The 15,657-nt window shown below is 59.4% G+C and carries 16 protein-coding genes and 1 other RNA gene; 11 read left to right on the forward strand and 6 right to left on the reverse strand.

Features of this window, described 5'->3' with window-relative positions; genetic code table 11:
* Positions 1–229 precede the first annotated feature (229 nt).
* The 3 genes from C0V76_RS20305 (at position 230) to fliW (ending at position 2,165) form a co-directional block, all read left to right on the forward strand.
* A complete protein-coding gene (locus C0V76_RS20305) occupies positions 230–814 on the forward strand; it encodes a DUF2802 domain-containing protein (RefSeq protein WP_254048296.1) in 585 nt (194 codons plus the stop codon).
* The gene (locus C0V76_RS18030; RefSeq protein WP_158239279.1) at positions 801–1,562 is read left to right on the forward strand and encodes an SPOR domain-containing protein; all 762 of its coding nucleotides are present in this window, start codon (positions 801–803) and stop codon (positions 1,560–1,562) included. Before C0V76_RS20305 ends, C0V76_RS18030 begins: the two co-directional genes overlap by 14 nt.
* A gap of 159 nt (positions 1,563–1,721) precedes the next feature.
* Positions 1,722–2,165 (forward strand): flagellar assembly protein FliW, encoded by a 444-nt coding sequence (gene fliW, locus C0V76_RS18035; protein WP_101944300.1) that lies wholly within the window; start codon positions 1,722–1,724, stop codon positions 2,163–2,165.
* A 112-nt stretch (positions 2,166–2,277) separates the two neighbouring features.
* Here fliW and C0V76_RS18040 read toward each other — a convergent pair whose 3' ends face one another.
* The 4 genes from C0V76_RS18040 to C0V76_RS18050 all read right to left on the reverse strand — a co-directional run bounded on the left by C0V76_RS18040 (position 2,278) and on the right by C0V76_RS18050 (position 6,559).
* Positions 2,278–3,804, reverse strand: a complete 1,527-nt coding sequence (locus C0V76_RS18040) for a DEAD/DEAH box helicase (protein ID WP_101944301.1) — start codon at positions 3,802–3,804, stop codon at positions 2,278–2,280.
* On the reverse strand, positions 3,780–3,989 hold the full coding sequence (locus C0V76_RS19965) for a hypothetical protein (RefSeq protein WP_158239280.1): 210 nt from the start codon (positions 3,987–3,989) through the stop codon (positions 3,780–3,782). Before C0V76_RS19965 ends, C0V76_RS18040 begins: the two co-directional genes overlap by 25 nt.
* Before the next feature lie 116 nt (positions 3,990–4,105).
* The gene (locus C0V76_RS18045) at positions 4,106–5,644 is read right to left on the reverse strand and encodes a methyl-accepting chemotaxis protein (RefSeq protein WP_101944302.1); all 1,539 of its coding nucleotides are present in this window, start codon (positions 5,642–5,644) and stop codon (positions 4,106–4,108) included.
* Between the two features lie 21 nt (positions 5,645–5,665).
* Entirely contained in the window at positions 5,666–6,559 is an 894-nt protein-coding gene (locus C0V76_RS18050; RefSeq protein ID WP_101944303.1) for an ABC transporter substrate-binding protein, read from the reverse strand.
* Between the two features lie 286 nt (positions 6,560–6,845).
* Between C0V76_RS18050 and ffs the strand changes: the two genes are divergently transcribed.
* From ffs to C0V76_RS18075, 5 genes are all read left to right on the forward strand, one after another.
* Positions 6,846–6,943, forward strand: an RNA gene (ffs, locus tag C0V76_RS18055) — signal recognition particle sRNA small type.
* A 931-nt stretch (positions 6,944–7,874) separates the two neighbouring features.
* Positions 7,875–9,581 carry a DNA polymerase III subunit gamma/tau gene (gene dnaX / locus C0V76_RS18060; RefSeq protein ID WP_101944304.1) on the forward strand — a complete coding sequence of 569 codons (1,707 nt, stop codon included), beginning with the start codon at positions 7,875–7,877 and terminating at the stop codon, positions 9,579–9,581.
* Positions 9,578–9,901: a YbaB/EbfC family nucleoid-associated protein gene (locus C0V76_RS18065; RefSeq protein ID WP_101944305.1), complete on the forward strand. Its 324-nt coding sequence runs from the start codon at positions 9,578–9,580 to the stop codon at positions 9,899–9,901. The genes dnaX and C0V76_RS18065 overlap by 4 nt, the downstream gene beginning before the upstream one ends.
* A gap of 39 nt (positions 9,902–9,940) precedes the next feature.
* Positions 9,941–10,528, forward strand: a complete 588-nt coding sequence (recR, locus tag C0V76_RS18070) for a recombination mediator RecR (protein ID WP_101944306.1) — start codon at positions 9,941–9,943, stop codon at positions 10,526–10,528.
* A gap of 13 nt (positions 10,529–10,541) precedes the next feature.
* Complete coding sequence (locus C0V76_RS18075; protein WP_101944307.1) at positions 10,542–11,144, forward strand: DUF2059 domain-containing protein; 603 nt, start codon at positions 10,542–10,544, stop codon at positions 11,142–11,144.
* A 6-nt stretch (positions 11,145–11,150) separates the two neighbouring features.
* On the opposite strand, the gene C0V76_RS18080 is transcribed toward C0V76_RS18075, so the two are convergent.
* A complete protein-coding gene (locus C0V76_RS18080; RefSeq protein WP_101944308.1) occupies positions 11,151–11,651 on the reverse strand; it encodes a MaoC/PaaZ C-terminal domain-containing protein in 501 nt (166 codons plus the stop codon).
* A gap of 157 nt (positions 11,652–11,808) precedes the next feature.
* Complete coding sequence (locus C0V76_RS18085) at positions 11,809–12,585, reverse strand: HAD-IIA family hydrolase (RefSeq protein WP_101944309.1); 777 nt, start codon at positions 12,583–12,585, stop codon at positions 11,809–11,811.
* Between the two features lie 275 nt (positions 12,586–12,860).
* Between C0V76_RS18085 and petA the strand changes: the two genes are divergently transcribed.
* Genes petA through C0V76_RS18100 form a run of 3 tightly spaced genes read left to right on the forward strand, consistent with a single transcriptional unit; the run spans position 12,861 to position 15,657 of the window.
* A complete protein-coding gene (gene petA / locus C0V76_RS18090; RefSeq protein ID WP_101944310.1) occupies positions 12,861–13,496 on the forward strand; it encodes a ubiquinol-cytochrome c reductase iron-sulfur subunit in 636 nt (211 codons plus the stop codon).
* Positions 13,497–13,498: 2 nt separating this feature from the next.
* Positions 13,499–14,902, forward strand: coding sequence for a cytochrome bc complex cytochrome b subunit (locus C0V76_RS18095; RefSeq protein WP_254048297.1), 1,404 nt, complete (start codon positions 13,499–13,501; stop codon positions 14,900–14,902).
* Complete coding sequence (locus tag C0V76_RS18100; protein ID WP_101944311.1) at positions 14,899–15,657, forward strand: cytochrome c1; 759 nt, start codon at positions 14,899–14,901, stop codon at positions 15,655–15,657. Before C0V76_RS18095 ends, C0V76_RS18100 begins: the two co-directional genes overlap by 4 nt.

Consider the following 15,657-nt stretch of genomic DNA (forward strand, 5'->3'; position numbering starts at 1 on the left):
TCCGCCCATGCGAAAGTAGGTCATCGTCAGACTACCCCATACCCAAAACCCCCCTGTCTCTCACGAGGCAGGGGGGTTTTGCTTTTGGGGAAAAAAAGCAATGTTCCCAACTCTTTGGCAACACACTCGCATTCTCAGTATCATCAAGCGCAGTCGGCAGCGTACCGCGATTTGAATCTTCTCAGGACTTATCAAACAGCTCGTTTTATGGGCTGAACGGAGGCGGCATTTGACGTTTCGCGAAATCGTTCTCTGGTTGGTGGGAGGGTTGGCTGCCTATCTCGTGTGGCTGTGCGTCAGACTCTTGCGATTGCGTAAGCCACGTACTTTGGCCCCTACGTTTTCCGAGGAAGCGACCCCTCCGGAGACGATTCACTCCCAGATCCTCGGCGGGGATCCGGAGCTTTCATTTTCCAGCGTTCATTTCGATGGTTCGCGCCCTGCGAACACTTTTGAGACTGATGCCGGTATACCACGCACCGAACCAAGGTTGAATCGCCTCGGAGAACCTGATGCGACTGAATTTGGTTTTGATGCCTTGCTTGAGATGCGCCAGACGCGTCACTTACTGGATGAATTACGCCTAAGTCATGACCAGTTGCAAGCTCAGGTTAAAACCTTGCAGGATGAGTTGCATGCGTTGCGTGCAGCCTGCCAGGTTTCCCCGATGTACAGCGAAGCCGTAGCTCTTGCGCAACGTGGCTATGATGTCGATGCCATCGCTGAGCGTTGCGGGATTTCAATCGCTGAAGCGCAATTGGTGCGTTCATTGAGTTCAGATGCCAAGGGGGAGCAAGGCAATGACAGAGCATGAGCAATTCGACAATGACGGCGTGGTGACGCGAGGACGCAACAAACTGGTGTCCCGTGCTGTTTTGGTGGTTGCGCTGATAGTTGCTTTGCTGGCTGGTTTGATGATCTTCGAAGGCAAGTCAGACCGACCTGAGGTTAGCGAGGCAGCCCCCGTTGCCGCGGCACTGAATGCGCCGCGGATTGGTGTTTCTGTCTCCGCTGCTCCGACCACCCCTGCCGCTGTGCCGGAAAGCATGCCGGAAGAGCTCAAGCGGGCGATAAGGGAGGCTCCTGACGCTGCGCAGGCCACTCTTGCAAGCATGTCTGCTCCGGCGACAAGCCCCGCGGCCTCCCAGACCCCTGTCGTGCCAGAGGGAAGCTCCGATGTGCCGACCAAGCCTTTGGCTACTGCCACGACGCCAGTGCATTCGTCCGTACGCGCTGGGCGCGATTCACATCCCCAAGCACCAACGCTGACGCCTGCGGCCAGTGCCGGCCGTACAGAGTCCGTCCGTACGTCATCCGCAGCCCTGAGCGAAACACGGGATGCTGGCCCCTTCATCTTGCAGGTTGGGGTGTTCAGTAATCCAGGGAATGCCGAAGAGTTACACAACAAACTTCGACAGGCAGGCATTCCCACTCAGCTCGAGACCCGGGTGCAAGTGGGACCGTTTTCAAGCAAGGAAGAGGCAGTGAAGGCTCAGGATCGCTTGAAAAAGTTGGGCATAGGTGGCGGTATGTTGCTGCCGACCAGCACAAAACGGCCTTGATGGGCCGTTTTTCAATTTCTTTTCAGGGCTTTGGGGTAGAACAAGGCGACTAGAGTATGCAAGATGGCATGCCTGTCTTGTAGGCTCAAGCTTTTTTGCTGACTTTGCCCGCCAAGTCCGGACTGAGCCAGTCATCGTAGTTCTTGTCAGGAGGGGCTCATGAAGATCGATAGTCCGCAGTTCGGTAGCCTGGAGGTCGCCAGCAACAAGGTGGTTGAGTTTCCACTTGGTTTGCCTGGCTTCGAGGCCTGCAAGCGCTACACATTCATTGAAGTAGAGCAGAGCAGCGAGGCTTTTGCCGTGTTGCAAGGTGTGGATGATCCGGCAATTGCGTTTGCAGTGACAACCCCGGACTTGCTTGGCCTTCACTATGAGTTTGAGCTGAGTGAAGAAGAGCAGAACTTGCTTGGCGCGACGCGTGCAGAGGATGTGGCTGTACTGGTTATCCTGCGCAAGGGAGAGCCGGAGCAGATGCGTCGTGCCGGCGATGCTCACGTCAAAGCGAACCTGATGGCTCCATTGGTTATCAATGGCGCGACGATGCGCGGACTGCAGAAGATCATTGCCAAGCTGGGCTGTGAAGTGACCCTCAAGCCGGCCTGAGAAAGAGATAAAGCCGATAACAGCGGGGCGGCGTTTGCCCCGCATTTCCCTAAAACTAGATCAGGGCATTGATTCTTCACCTTGGTGAAGAATCAATGCCCTGATGCGCTACTTAGCGCGGTCTGCTGCGAGCAGGCGCGCTTGTGCGTAACTCGCCACGTGCAGGGCGATCAGTGAAGTTTCCACTTTCGCTGCGAGGGCGAGCATCGAAGTGACGTTCGCCATTGAACAGCGGACGGTTCTTTGCACCGGCCGTTGCTCCAGCCGGTTTACGGTTTGCTGCCGGTGCAGTGGCCGCTGCCGGGCGCTCGCTGAAGCGGCGAGCACTCTCTTCAAAGCGACCCGGGTCGATGAAGTTGCGCGCAGGGCTGGAGCCTTCTTCACGGCTGCGTGGTGCATCCTTGGAGCGATTGCGATCCCCGAAGCTGCGCGGACGATCACTAATGCTGCGTTGGGGACGATCGCCATGCGGGCGATTGCCGCTACGTTGCTCGGGCTTGAAGCGCGGTTCCAGCCCCTCGATGACGCTTGCCGGAATCTGCTGAGTGGTAAAGCGTTCGATGGCGCGAATTTTGAAGCGCTCGGCTGGAATAGCCAAGGTAATGGCCAAGCCTGCACGGCCGGCACGACCGGTACGGCCGATGCGGTGAACATAATCTTCCGGCTTCATCGGCATGCCGTAATTGATCACATGGCTGATGTTGGGGACGTCGATGCCGCGGGCTGCTACGTCGGTTGCCACGAGGATCTTGATGTCGCCACGGCGCAGCCCGGTGAGGGTGCGATTGCGCTTGGCTTGCGGCATATCGCCATGCAGGGAGGCGGCAGCGAAGCCCTTGTCGGCCAGCGTTTCGGAGAGCCATTCTGCGTCGCGCTTGGTTGCGGCAAAAACGATGGCCTGGGTAACGTCATGACCCTTGAGCAAATGATCGAGTAGGCGGTTCTTGTGAGCGGTGTCATCGGCCCAATGCACGCGCTGCTCGATATCGGCATGGCGATCGGTCTGATTGGCGAGCTCGATCCGTTGCGGGGCGCGGAGCATGGATTGGGCGAGACGACCGACTTCACCGCCAAAAGTGGCGGAGAACATCAGGGTCTGACGGCTCTCGGGCAATGCCGCAATGATTTTCTCGATATCTTCCATGAAGCCCATGTCGAGCATTCGGTCGGCTTCGTCGAGAACCAGCATTTCGGTTCGTGAAAAATCGATGCGACCGCTACTGATGTAATCAAGCAGGCGCCCCGGGGTAGCCACGAGAACGTCCACCGGCTGGCGCAGCAGCTTCAGTTGGGCGGGGTAGGGCATGCCGCCAACAACTGTTACGACGGCGATCCGTTTCATGGTGCGGCTGTAGGTGATAGCAGCCTTGGCCACTTGCTGAGCCAGCTCACGCGTCGGGCAGAGGATGACTGCGCGCGGCCCGATGCTGCGCACGGCAGCTGGTTCGGCCAAGCGCTGTAGGGCAGGAAGCATGAAGGCTGCGGTTTTGCCGCTGCCGGTGGCGGCGGAGACCATCAGATCGCTTCCGCTAAGTGCGGCCGGGATGGCGGCGGCCTGAACGGACGTCGGCGTGGTGTAGCCGGCGCGGGATACAGCGGAAACGAGGATGGGGTTCAGACCCAAGGAATCAAATGACATTTCTTGCCTATCGGAAAAAGCGCGAAGAGCCGTGGCTGCCAGAGCAGCACGGGGTTGGGCGCAAACAGGCGCAGATCAAGCTGCGCAAACACATCGGCGCCAACCAGTACAACAAACGCGCAATATTTCCGAAGAATGCGGAAATGCGTGAAGAGGGGGTCAGGGACGATGAAACGATTTCGCACTGCACAAACGCCGCAGTGGAAGGCTGCGCACTCTACAGCAAGAAAACGCAGATTGCACGCAATTATTTGTTACGACAGCGTTTTTTCTTGCCGGAGGCATGTCTTCGGCAGGGAGCTCAGACGGTAAAGCGGCGAACAGTGGCATCCAGCCGGCCTGCGATATCTGACAGACGAGCTGCAAGCCGATTGGTGGTTTCTGCCACCTCCTGATTTTCTTCGCTGGAATGGGCGATGCGCTCGATGTGACGGGCAATGTCCTGGCTGGCACTGCTTTGCTCTTGCACCGAGGTGGAGATTGTAGAGATATGGCCAACGGTTTCCGTGGACTGCTCCTCAATGCGCTGCAGGGCTTCGGCTACATCACCGGCACTACGTACGCCTGCTTCGACCTTGCGGTTGGCATCGTTAATGCCGACCACTGCGTCCGAGGTGTCGCGCTGCACGGCTTCAATCTTGGCGTTGATTTCTTGGGTGGCGACAGTCGTGCGCTCCGCCAGCTTGCGCACCTCATCGGCTACCACTGCGAAACCGCGCCCTTGCTCGCCGGCGCGGGCCGCTTCAATGGCGGCGTTCAGCGCAAGGAGGTTGGTCTGATCGGCAATCTCCTTGATGACATTGACGATGCTGCCGATTTCATCGGAGCGACGGGCTAGCGCGCTCATGGTTTCGCTGACCTGAGTGATGGCCTGGGCGATCTGGCGGATCTCTCCAGCGGCCTGGCGCGCTGTGTGCGCGCCACTGCTGGCCGTGCTGGCGGCGCTGCGGGTTTCGGATTCAACGTTGTGCGTGTTCTCTGCAATATGGCTGACGCTAACCGACATTTCCTCAATAGCGGCTGCGGTCGACTGAACCGCTTCGGACTGATGGCCTGAGGCGGCACTGACTTTTTGTGCCGCTGCGGTCAGCTCGCGTGCGGCCGAACCTTGTTCGCCCACGCTACCTGCCACATCTTTGATCACGGTCTGAATGCGGGCAACGAAGGTATTGAACCAGTGTGCCACTTCAGCGAACTCCTTATTGCCGCTGGCGTCGAGGCGGCGGGTGAGGTCGGCCTCACCCTCGGCAATGCTGCGCAAGGCGTCGCGAATTCTTTGCAGCGGACCAATCACCGTGGTGCGCAAGGCTACGGTCAGGGCCATCAACAAGGCGATATCGAGCAGCACGATTTGCAACACGACGCCAACGAGTTCGTCGCGCAATGCCTGATCAACACCGGCACGTGAATAGCGCAGAGAAAACTTGCCGATGCTCTGGGTCTTGTCGCCTTCGGTATAGGTGACTTCCGCTTCCTTACTCATCAACTCCGGTTTGTCGACAAGCTCTGTGAGCTCGTCCGGCTTGCCATCCTTGTCGCGCCCGATGAGCAGGCTCCAGTTTTTCGGTGTATTGAGGCTGACCGACTGCAGAAATTCGGCGCCCAGCTCGGCCTTGAGGGTCGCGACCATGACAGGTTTGTCGAAATTCCATAGCGGCATCGAGAGGTTGGTCTGGATGCGCTCGATAGCATCGCTGGCATCCTCTTCGAGTGCTGCCTCTAGACTGTGTTTGGTCGAGATGTAGCTGATGCCACCGGAGATAGCGAGCAGCGTGGTGATGATGACAAGGAACAGCAGGATCAGGCGGCTGCTGACACTGTTCAGGTCGAAACTGGGCATGGTGAGCTCCCTTCTGGAAGGTCAGGGTTTCTTGGCGCCGGCGGAGTAGGGCACGCTCACGTCCAGCCACAGGGACTTGTCCTCAAATGGGGTGTCCGGTGAGAGAAACTTGTTGTCTACCCGGAAAATCTTGCGCTCGTGCAGGCGGGCTGCCTCCAGGGCGGGGCCGAAGGATTCGGTGAAGATCCGGTCGAAGCTGCCATCCTTGATCATGGCGCGCAGGCCGCGTTCGAGGCGCGCGGCGAGTGTCGGGCCCTCTCCTTTGCGGCTCACCATGAAGATGCGTGGCATTGGGTAATAGACGGCCAGAGTGGGCTCGATCGCCAGATCGGTGATGCCTTGCTTGGTGGCGTCAGCAAGCCCTCCCGGTGCTTCCCAGGTGGCGCGGGCAAACATGTCAAAGCGCTCTTCGGTGAGCATGCGCAGCAGTCCGGCCGAGTAATAGGCTTTGGTCACCTTGAAGCCCGCGGCCTCCAGGATTTTTGTGTCCGGCCAGCGGGAGCCTTGGCCGACGCTTAGCCGCTTGAGTTCATCGACGCTCTGGATTGCAGCGAATTTCGGCAGATCCTGCTTGCGTACCAGCATGATGCGATAGCCGAGCAAGCCCTTGTCCAGCGGAACCCGGACCGGAAGAAGTTTCTTCTCCTCATCAATATTGGAGCCTCGGGTCAGAATGTGCAGCTTGCCCGTGTTGTCGGCGATTTCGTCAATTGCCCGGGCGGTGCCGAAGGTCGTGTCACTGGCTTTGATGCTGAAACCGCCCTCGTTTTTGGTGCGTTCAAGTGCAGCTTCGAGTAAGGAGATGAAGTTCTTCGGCTCGTTCTTGTTGTAGATGACGGTCAGATCAGTAGCCAGGGCGCTCAGGCTGCATGTCAGCAGGCCGATTGCCATCATGCGCTGCAGTAGCTTGATCATGTTTGGCCCCTACTCTCTTGTTGCGGTGACGGTCGTTGCAAGGCTGCGCGTAGCGCTGGATACATGAGGGCGCTTATGCATTAAGGCGCGATGCACAGATTGTCAGCAGCCGAGGTGTTCCCGGTTATCGGCGCAGCTCCTAGCAACTTGAGTGGCCGAGCGGGCAGCGTCTTGTGCGGGCATGAGCTTGCGTTCAGGGTGAAGCAGCAGTCTCTGCTGTTCTGTGAGCGGCAGGCCCCTTTGCGGCAACGCGGGTACATGGAAAAACTGGGGTACAATGGCGCGCGGCGGGTCTCCCCGCATTGCAGCGTGGGAACCTGGTCAGGTCCGGAAGGAAGCAGCCATAACCATTCCCTGCAAGTGCCGGGGGTCAGGCTCGCCGCCTCTAATATATGAACGGGCTGTGTCTTGCGACACAGCCCGTTTGCTTTTGCAGGCTGGCGCAGGGAAGCGTCAGGCCTCTCTTTGTGCGACAGGGGGCGGCGCTGGCGTTGTGGCAGGCTGTATGGCATTACGTCGCTCATACCTCTGACTTGCCGAGACTGGTGTTGTGGCTTCCCCGAGCCATGCGTTGAGCAGCCACATGGCGCAGATAGCCAGTAAAACTGTTGCCACTAATTGGAACAAGGGGTGGTTACTCGCTCTGTGCCGGGCTTTGGGACTCATCGCGGGCTCCTCATGGCTTTTCAATTTGGTTGTTGCTCACGTGAGGCGCTGACGACCTGCCTTTGAAGGCGTATGCCGCGTCTGCGATCAGATGATGAGAAGCGCTGCGCCAAAGGCAAAGATGGCCAGACCGAGGCCTTCGCGCAGGCGGTGTGCAAACTTGGCTGACAATGTGTTGTGCATGATGTGCTCCTGATGTGCCGCTGATTTCAGCTTGATTTACGTGGTGTGGGCTCGCCAATTGAATCTGTGCAAGCTACTGATAGGGTCAGAGCATGGCTGTGGTATCGCTTCAGCACCCATGTGCTCCAGATATGGCTTCAAAGGCGGACTAAATGCTGATAGTGCTCAGCCTGACCTGCAAACACGTTGATGCAGAGATCCAGCAGGTGGTTGGCGAACTGTTTGTGTTGGGACATGGCAGGCTCCTTTTGATTGTCTAAAGATATTGGATTGCTGTTATTCAATCCAATTTATTAATCGAAATATGGTAATAGTCAAAATGAACTTCCCCCTGCGCGGAGCGCTGCAGCGGGAAGGGGGATTCCTGTGGTTTGACTGTTACGAGCGCTTTGCGTCATTAATGCAAAGGCCTTAGGCGGACAAATCGGTGCGAAGCGGCGAGGGCATCCGGGCTACAATCGCGCCCATGAGTTATCAGGTCCTTGCCCGTAAGTGGCGCCCCCGGAGTTTCGAGACCCTTGTCGGGCAGGAGCACGTGGTCCGCGCTCTGACACACGCGCTCACCACGGGGCGCCTGCACCACGCCTATCTCTTTACCGGGACACGCGGGGTCGGCAAGACCACCATTTCGCGCATTCTGGCCAAGAGCCTTAACTGCGAGCAGGGCGTGACGGCCACCCCTTGTGGCGTGTGTGCCGCCTGCACCGAAATCGACAGTGGGCGCTTCGTTGATTACGTCGAGATGGATGCCGCCTCCAACCGAGGGGTGGATGACATGGCGGCCTTGCTGGAAAAAGCGGCGTATGCCCCCTCGCGCGGCCGCTACAAGGTCTACATGATCGATGAAGTGCATATGCTGACCGGGCATGCCTTCAACGCCATGCTGAAGACGCTGGAAGAGCCGCCGGCGCATATGAAGTTCATTCTTGCGACGACGGATCCGCAGAAAATTCCGGTCACGGTCCTGTCGCGTTGTTTGCAGTTCAATCTCAAGCAGATGCCGCAGACGCACATCGTCGAGCATCTATCGAACATCCTTGGGCAGGAGGCTGTGTCTTTCGCGTCTGGTGCCCTGCGCCATATCGCCAAGGGTGCTAATGGTTCGATGCGTGACGCGCTATCGCTGCTTGACCAAGCCATCGCGCATGGTGCGGGCAAGGTTGAAGAGGAGGGGGTGCGCGACATGCTCGGCACGGTCGGCGAAGACCATCTCTTCGAATTGCTCGATGCCTTGCAGGCGCAGGATATTGGGGCCTTGATCGCCGTGGCAGATGCCATGGAGGCGCGCAGCCTGAGTTTTGAATCGGCCTTGCAGGAGTTCGCGACCCTGTTGCATCGCGTCGCACTGGCTCAATTTGCCCCGCTGGCGATTGCAGATAACTTCGAGCGTGAGCGTCTGGCGCCCTATGCGGCGGCCTTTGATGCTGAGTTTTTGCAACTGGCTTACCAGATCACGATTCATGGCCGGGAAGAACTGGCTCTGGCGCCGGATGAGTACACCGGTTTTACGATGAGCCTGCTGCGTCTGCACGCGTTTCGGCCCGAAGCACCTGGCAGCGCAGCGCGTGCGTCGACCGCTCCGGTCTCAACTCCGGCTCTGCGCCCCGGTGCGACAGCGGCTACGCCTGTTGTACCTGCCGCGCGTCCGGTGGCTGCTGCGCCGCAGTCTGTACAGGAGCCGCCACCGCCATGGGAAGACGAATCCGCTTCGCCGACGCAGGTTGCCGCTCCGCCTTCGCCGCCTGTTCCGGCCGCTGTTGCGGCGCCCGTGGCGCTGGCGGGGGCTGCCGACTGGCTGGCCCAGATCCAGGCGAGCGGCGTGGGTGGCATGGTGCGTGAGTTGGCGCAGAACTGTGAGTTCCTCGGTCTGGAGGGGAGTGTGCTGCGTCTGCGTTTGGCGCCGGCGCATCGGCATCTGATGGCGATGCCGTCAAACCTGAGCAAATTGCAGGAAGCCTTGTCCGCCACGCAGGGCAGGCCCTTACGTGTGAACATCGAAGTTGCTGAACCGGGCAGCCAGACGCCGGCTCAGCGCAAGCAAGAAATCCGTCAGGCGCGCCAGGCCGATGCCGTGGCTGCGCTGGAATCCGATCCCTTTGTGCAGGAGCTCATTGAGCGTTGCGATGCGACGCTGGTGGAATCCTCCGTCAAACCTTTAGGAGAAGCAGAATGATGAAAGGCGGCCTTGCTGGCCTGATGAAACAGGCCCAGCAGATGCAGGAAAACATGAAGAAGGCTCAGGAAGCGCTGGGCCAGATCGATGTCGAAGGCTCTGCGGGTGCCGGTGCCGTAAAAGTGGTGATGAACTGCCAGAACAAGGTCAAGCGGGTGCAGATCAACGAAGCCGTGATGGATGATCGCGAAATGCTTGAAGACTTGATCGTGACTGCGCTGAATGACGCCGCAGCCAAGGCCGAGGCCGTCAGCAGCGAAAAAATGGCGGGTTTCACCTCTGGCATGGGCATGCCGCCGGGCTTCAAGCTTCCGTTCTGAAACACAGGCGGGGACAAGCGCGCTTGCCCCGACTCTCCCATGCCTCTTCTGGACTCCCTTACCGAAGCTTTGCGGGTCTTGCCCGGCGTTGGGCCCAAGTCGGCCCAGCGCATGGCCTATCACCTGCTGCAGCGCGATCGCGAGGGCGCCGCACGCCTGGCAGGAACGCTCGCTGCAGCCTTGGCCGAAGTGCGCCATTGCGCGCGCTGCAATAACTTCACCGAGGCCGATGTGTGCGAACGCTGCCTTAGCCAGCAGCGGGATGCGAGCCAGCTATGCGTGGTGGAGATGCCATCGGATTTGATGGTGATGGAGTCCACGCTGGCGTATCGGGGTTTGTACTACGTTTTGATGGGCAAACTCTCGCCGCTGGATGGCATTGGTCCGCGTGAGCTGAAGTTCGACAAACTGGTCGAACGTGCGACAGACGGGATTGTCCAGGAAGTGATCCTGGCCACCAATTTCACCAACGAGGGTGAGGCGACGGCCCATTATCTCGGCGAGATGCTGCGTGCGAGGGGGCTGCGGGTGAGCCGCATTGCACGTGGCGTGCCGGTTGGGGGCGAGCTCGAGCATACCGACCTGGGGACGGTGGCGCAGGCCTTCGTCGAACGGCGAGGCTGGTAAAAGGAATGATCGAATGAAGCGTGGCTTGATGTTGTTGCTGTTTTGGCCGGTATGCGTATGGGCGGATGCTGCAAGCCATCGCAAGGCCGTGGATGAACTGATGATGGTTCTGCGGGCCGACGGGGCGGTGACGACCTGGCGCAAGCAACTGGATGCGCAGGCCATTGAGGTGATTGACAAGGCCCTGGCCGGCAAGAAAGAGGATCAGCTGAACGAAGCCCAGCGTGCCGCTGTCGAGCGTTTCTCGCAGCGAGCCAATGCTGCTCTGGACGCAGCGCTGGACTGGAGCCGGTTCAAGGATCCCATCGCCCAGATTTACCTCGAGAATTACAGCGAGGGAGAAGTGCGGGACCTGCTCGGTTTCTATCGCAGCGCGAGCGGGCAGAAAGCGCTCCGGCAAGGGGGGAAGATTGCGGATGCTGTTGGGCAGTTGCTGCGCTCGCAGATCCAGAACACGCTGCCGGAGTTTCAGCGCATCGGGCAGGACTTCAATCAGGAATATGAGCAGGCGGCTTTGGCCATGCGCACCCCCGTGCCAGTCAAAACACAGCCGCCCGCCAGTTCCCGCCCGGCCGCTCCTGCCTTTGAGGGCGTGAACCCTAAAACCGGGCGCTGACGCGTATCAGGGGGTGGGGCTGAAGCGCGCGCCGTCAAGCGTCACCGGCGGGACCGGCATAGCCGGGCGGCGGACTTTTTCTGTTGGCGCCAGCACCTCGGCTTCGCCCTTCACGACTGCCTTGCCATCCTGGTTGATGCAGACGCAGTCGAAAACCACGCGTTTTTTGTCATCGAATTTTTCGCGCGCGGTGACCGTGACGGTGAGTCGGTCGCCCGGCTTGACCGGTCGGGCAAAGCGCAGCGTCTGGCCTAGGTAGATGGTGCCGGGGCCCGGCAGCTGCACTCCCAGCACCGTGGAGACCAGAGCGCCGCTGAATATGCCGTGCGCGATTACGCCGCCGAACATGCTTCCCTGAGCGTATTCGTGGTCCAGGTGGGCCGGATTGATGTCTCCAGAGAGGGCGGCGAAGAGCTGGATGTCTGCCTCGGTGATGGTGCGTGCGAGGCTGGCTGAATCACCGATGGAGATTTCGTCGTAGGTGCGGTTTTCGATCGCGTTGCTCATGCTTTGCCCCGTTCTTTCAAGAAGATTGCCGCAGTCCGTTGTGCTGGTTGGCCAGGCCGCTCGATGTGTGCGGTGCAGCAATTTTAGGCCGGGACTGAGCGGCTACGGAGTGGCTGTCGGGGCAGGCGGCCCGGCCAGTGCTGGCCGGGCGCCGCGATCAGAGGGCTGCCAGATCGATTTCGCCGACGTTGTTGAGAACGTAGTCGGGCTTGTACGGGAACTCAGCCATCAGCGTCGGCGTGGTCACGCCTGAGAGGACCAGTACCGTGCTCATGCCGGCTTCCATACCGCCGACGATGTCGGTATCCATGCGGTCTCCCACCATCACGCAGTCTTCCGGATGGGCTCCGAGCTTGCGGGCGGCCAGCATCATCATCAAGGAGTTGGGCTTGCCGACGATGTACGGTTTCTTGCCCGTGGCTGCCGAAATGGCGGCCAAGATGGTGCCAGCGGCTGGTTCCAGGCCACCCTCGACCGGGTCGATCATGTCCGGGTTGGTGCCGATGAACTTGGCGCCCTGGTCAATCAGGCGCACCGCCTTCTTGAGTTGTTCGTAACTGAGCGTGGAGGACTTGGCGACCACCACATAGTCCGGATTCGATTCCGAGATCGAGAAACCAACGTTGTAGAGCTCGTTGATCAGGCCGCCTCCACCGAGGACATAGGCCGTGGCGTGCTGTTTCTGATTCTGGTTCTTCAGGAACATCGCTGTGGCCATGGCCGCAGTGATGAAATTGGCTTCGGTGAGTCCGTCGATACCGAGGCTGGCCAACTTCAGCTTGAGGTCCAGCGGAGTTTGTTCGGCGTTGTTGGTCAGAAACAGAAAGGGGGTCTTGCTCTCAAGCAGGCGGGTGACGAAATCCTTGGCGCCGGGGATCAATTGTTTGCCACGGTAGATCACGCCATCCATGTCCGAGATGATGCACTTGGCCATATTTGTTTTCCTGTTACAGGGGAGGTCAAAAACACATGCCGGAAGTATGCCGTAGATGCACAGAGAGCGGGCTGCGCACGCGCAAAGCAGATCAAGGATTGCCCGAATTGAGCTTTTTGCGCTTTTTGGGTTGAATGACGTTAGGGTTTATTTGCTTTGCAGGTTTATGATTATTATGTGTTTTTAAGAATAGATTGGAGCGCGGGCTTTAATCCCTCCTGCCGTCTTGGCTATAATCGCCCAGTTTTCTGAATCACAATCACTCGGGGTTTGCAATGAGCGATCACAAACTAGATGCATCCGCTGGCGGAGCATCGTTCTGTGCGTGCAGTCTGGATTCGTCCCGACGCACCCTGCTGGCCGCTACGGCCGGTGTCGGTGCGGTGGCGGCAGCCGGAGTGGCCGTACCTTTCGTGGCGAGCTTTACGCCGTCCGAGCGTGCCAAAGCGGCCGGAGCACCGGTTGAGGTCGATCTCTCCAAGCTGCAGCCCGGTGAAAAGATGACCGTCGAGTGGCAGGGCAAGCCGGTGTGGGTGCTGCGCCGCACGCCCGAAATGTTGGCTGCACTGAAGGAGGGGGCGGACAAACTGGTTGATCCCGAGTCGCAGGCTGCGCAGCAGCCGGCCTATGTCAAGGGCATCGAGCGCGCGATCAACCCCGAGTATTTTGTCTGTATCGGTATTTGTACCCATCTGGGCTGTTCGCCCTCCGACAAGCTCAAGGCAGGTGCCGAGAGCGGTATGGGAGCGGAGTGGAAGGGCGGCTTCCTGTGCCCCTGCCATGGTTCGCAGTTCGATCTGGCCGGGCGTGTGTTCAAGGCCATGCCGGCGCCGACGAATCTGGTGATCCCGCCGCACACCTATCTGAGTGAAACACGCCTGCTGATCGGCGAAGACTCCAAGGGAGCCTGAGGATGATTGATTCCAAGATGCTGGCCGAAAAGGGCCAACAACTGCTGGGCTGGGTGGATGATCGCTTTCCGCTGACCTCCACTTATAAGACGCATCTGTCCGAGTACTATGCGCCCAAGAACTTTAACTTCTGGTACTTCTTCGGCTCGCTGGCGCTGCTGGTGCTGGTGCTGCAGATCGTGACCGGCATTTTCCTGGTCATGCATTACAAGCCGGACGCTTCGCTGAACAGCGCCGGCATTCCGGTGGCGTTTGCCAGCGTCGAGTACATCATGCGCGACGTGCCGGGTGGCTGGATCATCCGTTACATGCACTCCACGGGCGCCTCGATGTTCTTCGTGGTGGTGTATCTGCACATGTTCCGTGGCTTGCTCTACGGCTCCTACCGCAAGCCGCGTGAACTGATCTGGCTCTTCGGCATCGCCATCTTCCTGTGTCTGATGGCTGAAGCATTCTTTGGCTATCTGCTGCCTTGGGGCCAAATGTCCTTCTGGGGCGCGCAGGTGATCGTGAACCTGTTCGCGGCGATTCCTGTGATCGGGCCGGACTTGTCAATCTTCATCCGTGGCGACTTCGTGGTGTCTGACGCGACGCTGAACCGCTTCTTCGCCTTTCATGTGATCGCTATTCCGCTGGTCCTGCTGGGGCTGGTGGCGGCTCACCTGGTCGCGCTGCATGAAGTCGGCTCGAACAACCCGGACGGTGTCGAGATCAAGAAGCACAAGGACGCCAACGGCATTCCTCTTGATGGCATCCCCTTTCATCCGTACTACACGGTGAAGGATATCTTCGGGGTGTGCGTGTTCCTGATCGTCTTTGCGACCATCATTTTCTTTGCTCCCGAGGGCGGTGGTTACTTCCTCGAGTACAACAACTTCTTCCCGGCTGATCCGCTCAAGACGCCGCCGCACATTGCCCCGGTGTGGTATTTCACGCCCTTCTACTCGATCCTGCGTGCCACCACTTCGGATTTCATGTGGGCTCTTGGCGCCTTGGTGGCGATTACCGGTGGCTTGGCCATCCTGACCTCGAAGTGCAAGCCCGTGAAGGCCGTCGCGGCGGTAGTGACGCTTGGCGCGCTCGGTGCTTTCGTGCTGATCGAGGCCAAGGTATGGGGCGTTGTGCTGATGGGCGGCTCGGTGATGGTGATCGGCCTGCTGCCCTGGCTGGACCAGAGCCCGGTCAAGTCGATCCGCTACAAGGGTGGCCTGTACAAAAGCATCCTTGCAGTCTGGGTAGTCTGCTTTGTGATCCTCGGGTATCTCGGCGTGCAGCCGCCGTCGCCGATCGGCAACCTCGTCTCGCAGATCTGCTCCTGGCTGTACCTGGCGTTCTTCGCTTTCATGCCCTGGTACTCACGCCTCGACAAGACCAAAGCTGAACCGGAAAGGGTGACCTCGAAATGAGCCTGTTCAACAAGACTCTGGCCATTGCCGCGCTGGCCCTCACGGCCGCGCTGGCCCAGGCCTCAGGTGGTGTGCAACTGGACCGTGCGCCGCTGCGCTTCGATAATGCGTCGCTGCAAAGTGGCGCAAAGACCTTCGTCAACTACTGTCTGAACTGTCACGGTGCGAGCGCCCTGCGCTACAACCGTTTGACCCAGATCGGCCTGACCGAGCAGCAGATCAAGGATAATCTGATGTTCACCGCCGACAAGATCGGTGAGCAGATGAAGGTCGCCATCCGCAGTGACGACGCCAAGCGCTGGTTTGGCGCCGCGCCGCCCGATCTCTCGGTGATCGCCCGTGCTCGCGCCTCGGGTGATGGCAGTGGGGCCGATTGGCTGTATACCTATCTGCGTCAGTTCTACCGCGACGACTCGCGTCCGACCGGCTGGAACAACGTGATCTTCCCCGGAGTGGGGATGCCGCACGCCCTCTGGAATCTGCAGGGGGTGCAGGAAGCGCGCTTCGTCGAGAAAGATGATGGCCATGGCAACAAGGTCAAGCATCTGGAAGGGCTGGAACTGGTTCAGCCCGGCCTCTTGACGAAGGAGGAGTACGACGAAGAGGTGGCGAATCTCGTGTCCTTCCTCACCTGGATGGGTGAGCCGGCACAGGAGACGCGTCGCCAGCTCGGCTGGGCCGTGCTCGCCGTACTGGGTGTTCTGGCCGTCCTTTCCTGGATGCTCAAGAAGGCATTCTGGAAAGACGTGCATTAA

Origin of the sequence: Uliginosibacterium sp. TH139 (assembly GCF_002855595.1) — a bacterium.
Classification (GTDB): Bacteria; Pseudomonadota; Gammaproteobacteria; order Burkholderiales; family Rhodocyclaceae; genus Uliginosibacterium; species Uliginosibacterium aquaticum.

Bases quoted from the DNA above. Each gene is read 5' to 3' on its own strand.
- C0V76_RS18100 (WP_101944311.1), top strand. From the start codon at position 14,899: ATGAGCCTGTTCAACAAGACTCTGGCCATTGCCGCGCTGGCCCTCACG.
- C0V76_RS18050 (WP_101944303.1), bottom strand. From the start codon at position 6,559: ATGATCAAGCTACTGCAGCGCATGATGGCAATCGGCCTGCTGACATGC.
- C0V76_RS18075 (WP_101944307.1), top strand. From the start codon at position 10,542: ATGAAGCGTGGCTTGATGTTGTTGCTGTTTTGGCCGGTATGCGTATGG.
- C0V76_RS18085 (WP_101944309.1), bottom strand. From the start codon at position 12,585: ATGGCCAAGTGCATCATCTCGGACATGGATGGCGTGATCTACCGTGGC.
- C0V76_RS18065 (WP_101944305.1), top strand. From the start codon at position 9,578: ATGATGAAAGGCGGCCTTGCTGGCCTGATGAAACAGGCCCAGCAGATG.
- recR (WP_101944306.1), top strand. From the start codon at position 9,941: ATGCCTCTTCTGGACTCCCTTACCGAAGCTTTGCGGGTCTTGCCCGGC.
- dnaX (WP_101944304.1), top strand. From the start codon at position 7,875: ATGAGTTATCAGGTCCTTGCCCGTAAGTGGCGCCCCCGGAGTTTCGAG.
- petA (WP_101944310.1), top strand. From the start codon at position 12,861: ATGAGCGATCACAAACTAGATGCATCCGCTGGCGGAGCATCGTTCTGT.
- C0V76_RS18045 (WP_101944302.1), bottom strand. From the start codon at position 5,644: ATGCCCAGTTTCGACCTGAACAGTGTCAGCAGCCGCCTGATCCTGCTG.
- C0V76_RS18080 (WP_101944308.1), bottom strand. From the start codon at position 11,651: ATGAGCAACGCGATCGAAAACCGCACCTACGACGAAATCTCCATCGGT.
- C0V76_RS18095 (WP_254048297.1), top strand. From the start codon at position 13,499: ATGATTGATTCCAAGATGCTGGCCGAAAAGGGCCAACAACTGCTGGGC.
- C0V76_RS18030 (WP_158239279.1), top strand. From the start codon at position 801: ATGACAGAGCATGAGCAATTCGACAATGACGGCGTGGTGACGCGAGGA.
- fliW (WP_101944300.1), top strand. From the start codon at position 1,722: ATGAAGATCGATAGTCCGCAGTTCGGTAGCCTGGAGGTCGCCAGCAAC.
- C0V76_RS18040 (WP_101944301.1), bottom strand. From the start codon at position 3,804: ATGTCATTTGATTCCTTGGGTCTGAACCCCATCCTCGTTTCCGCTGTA.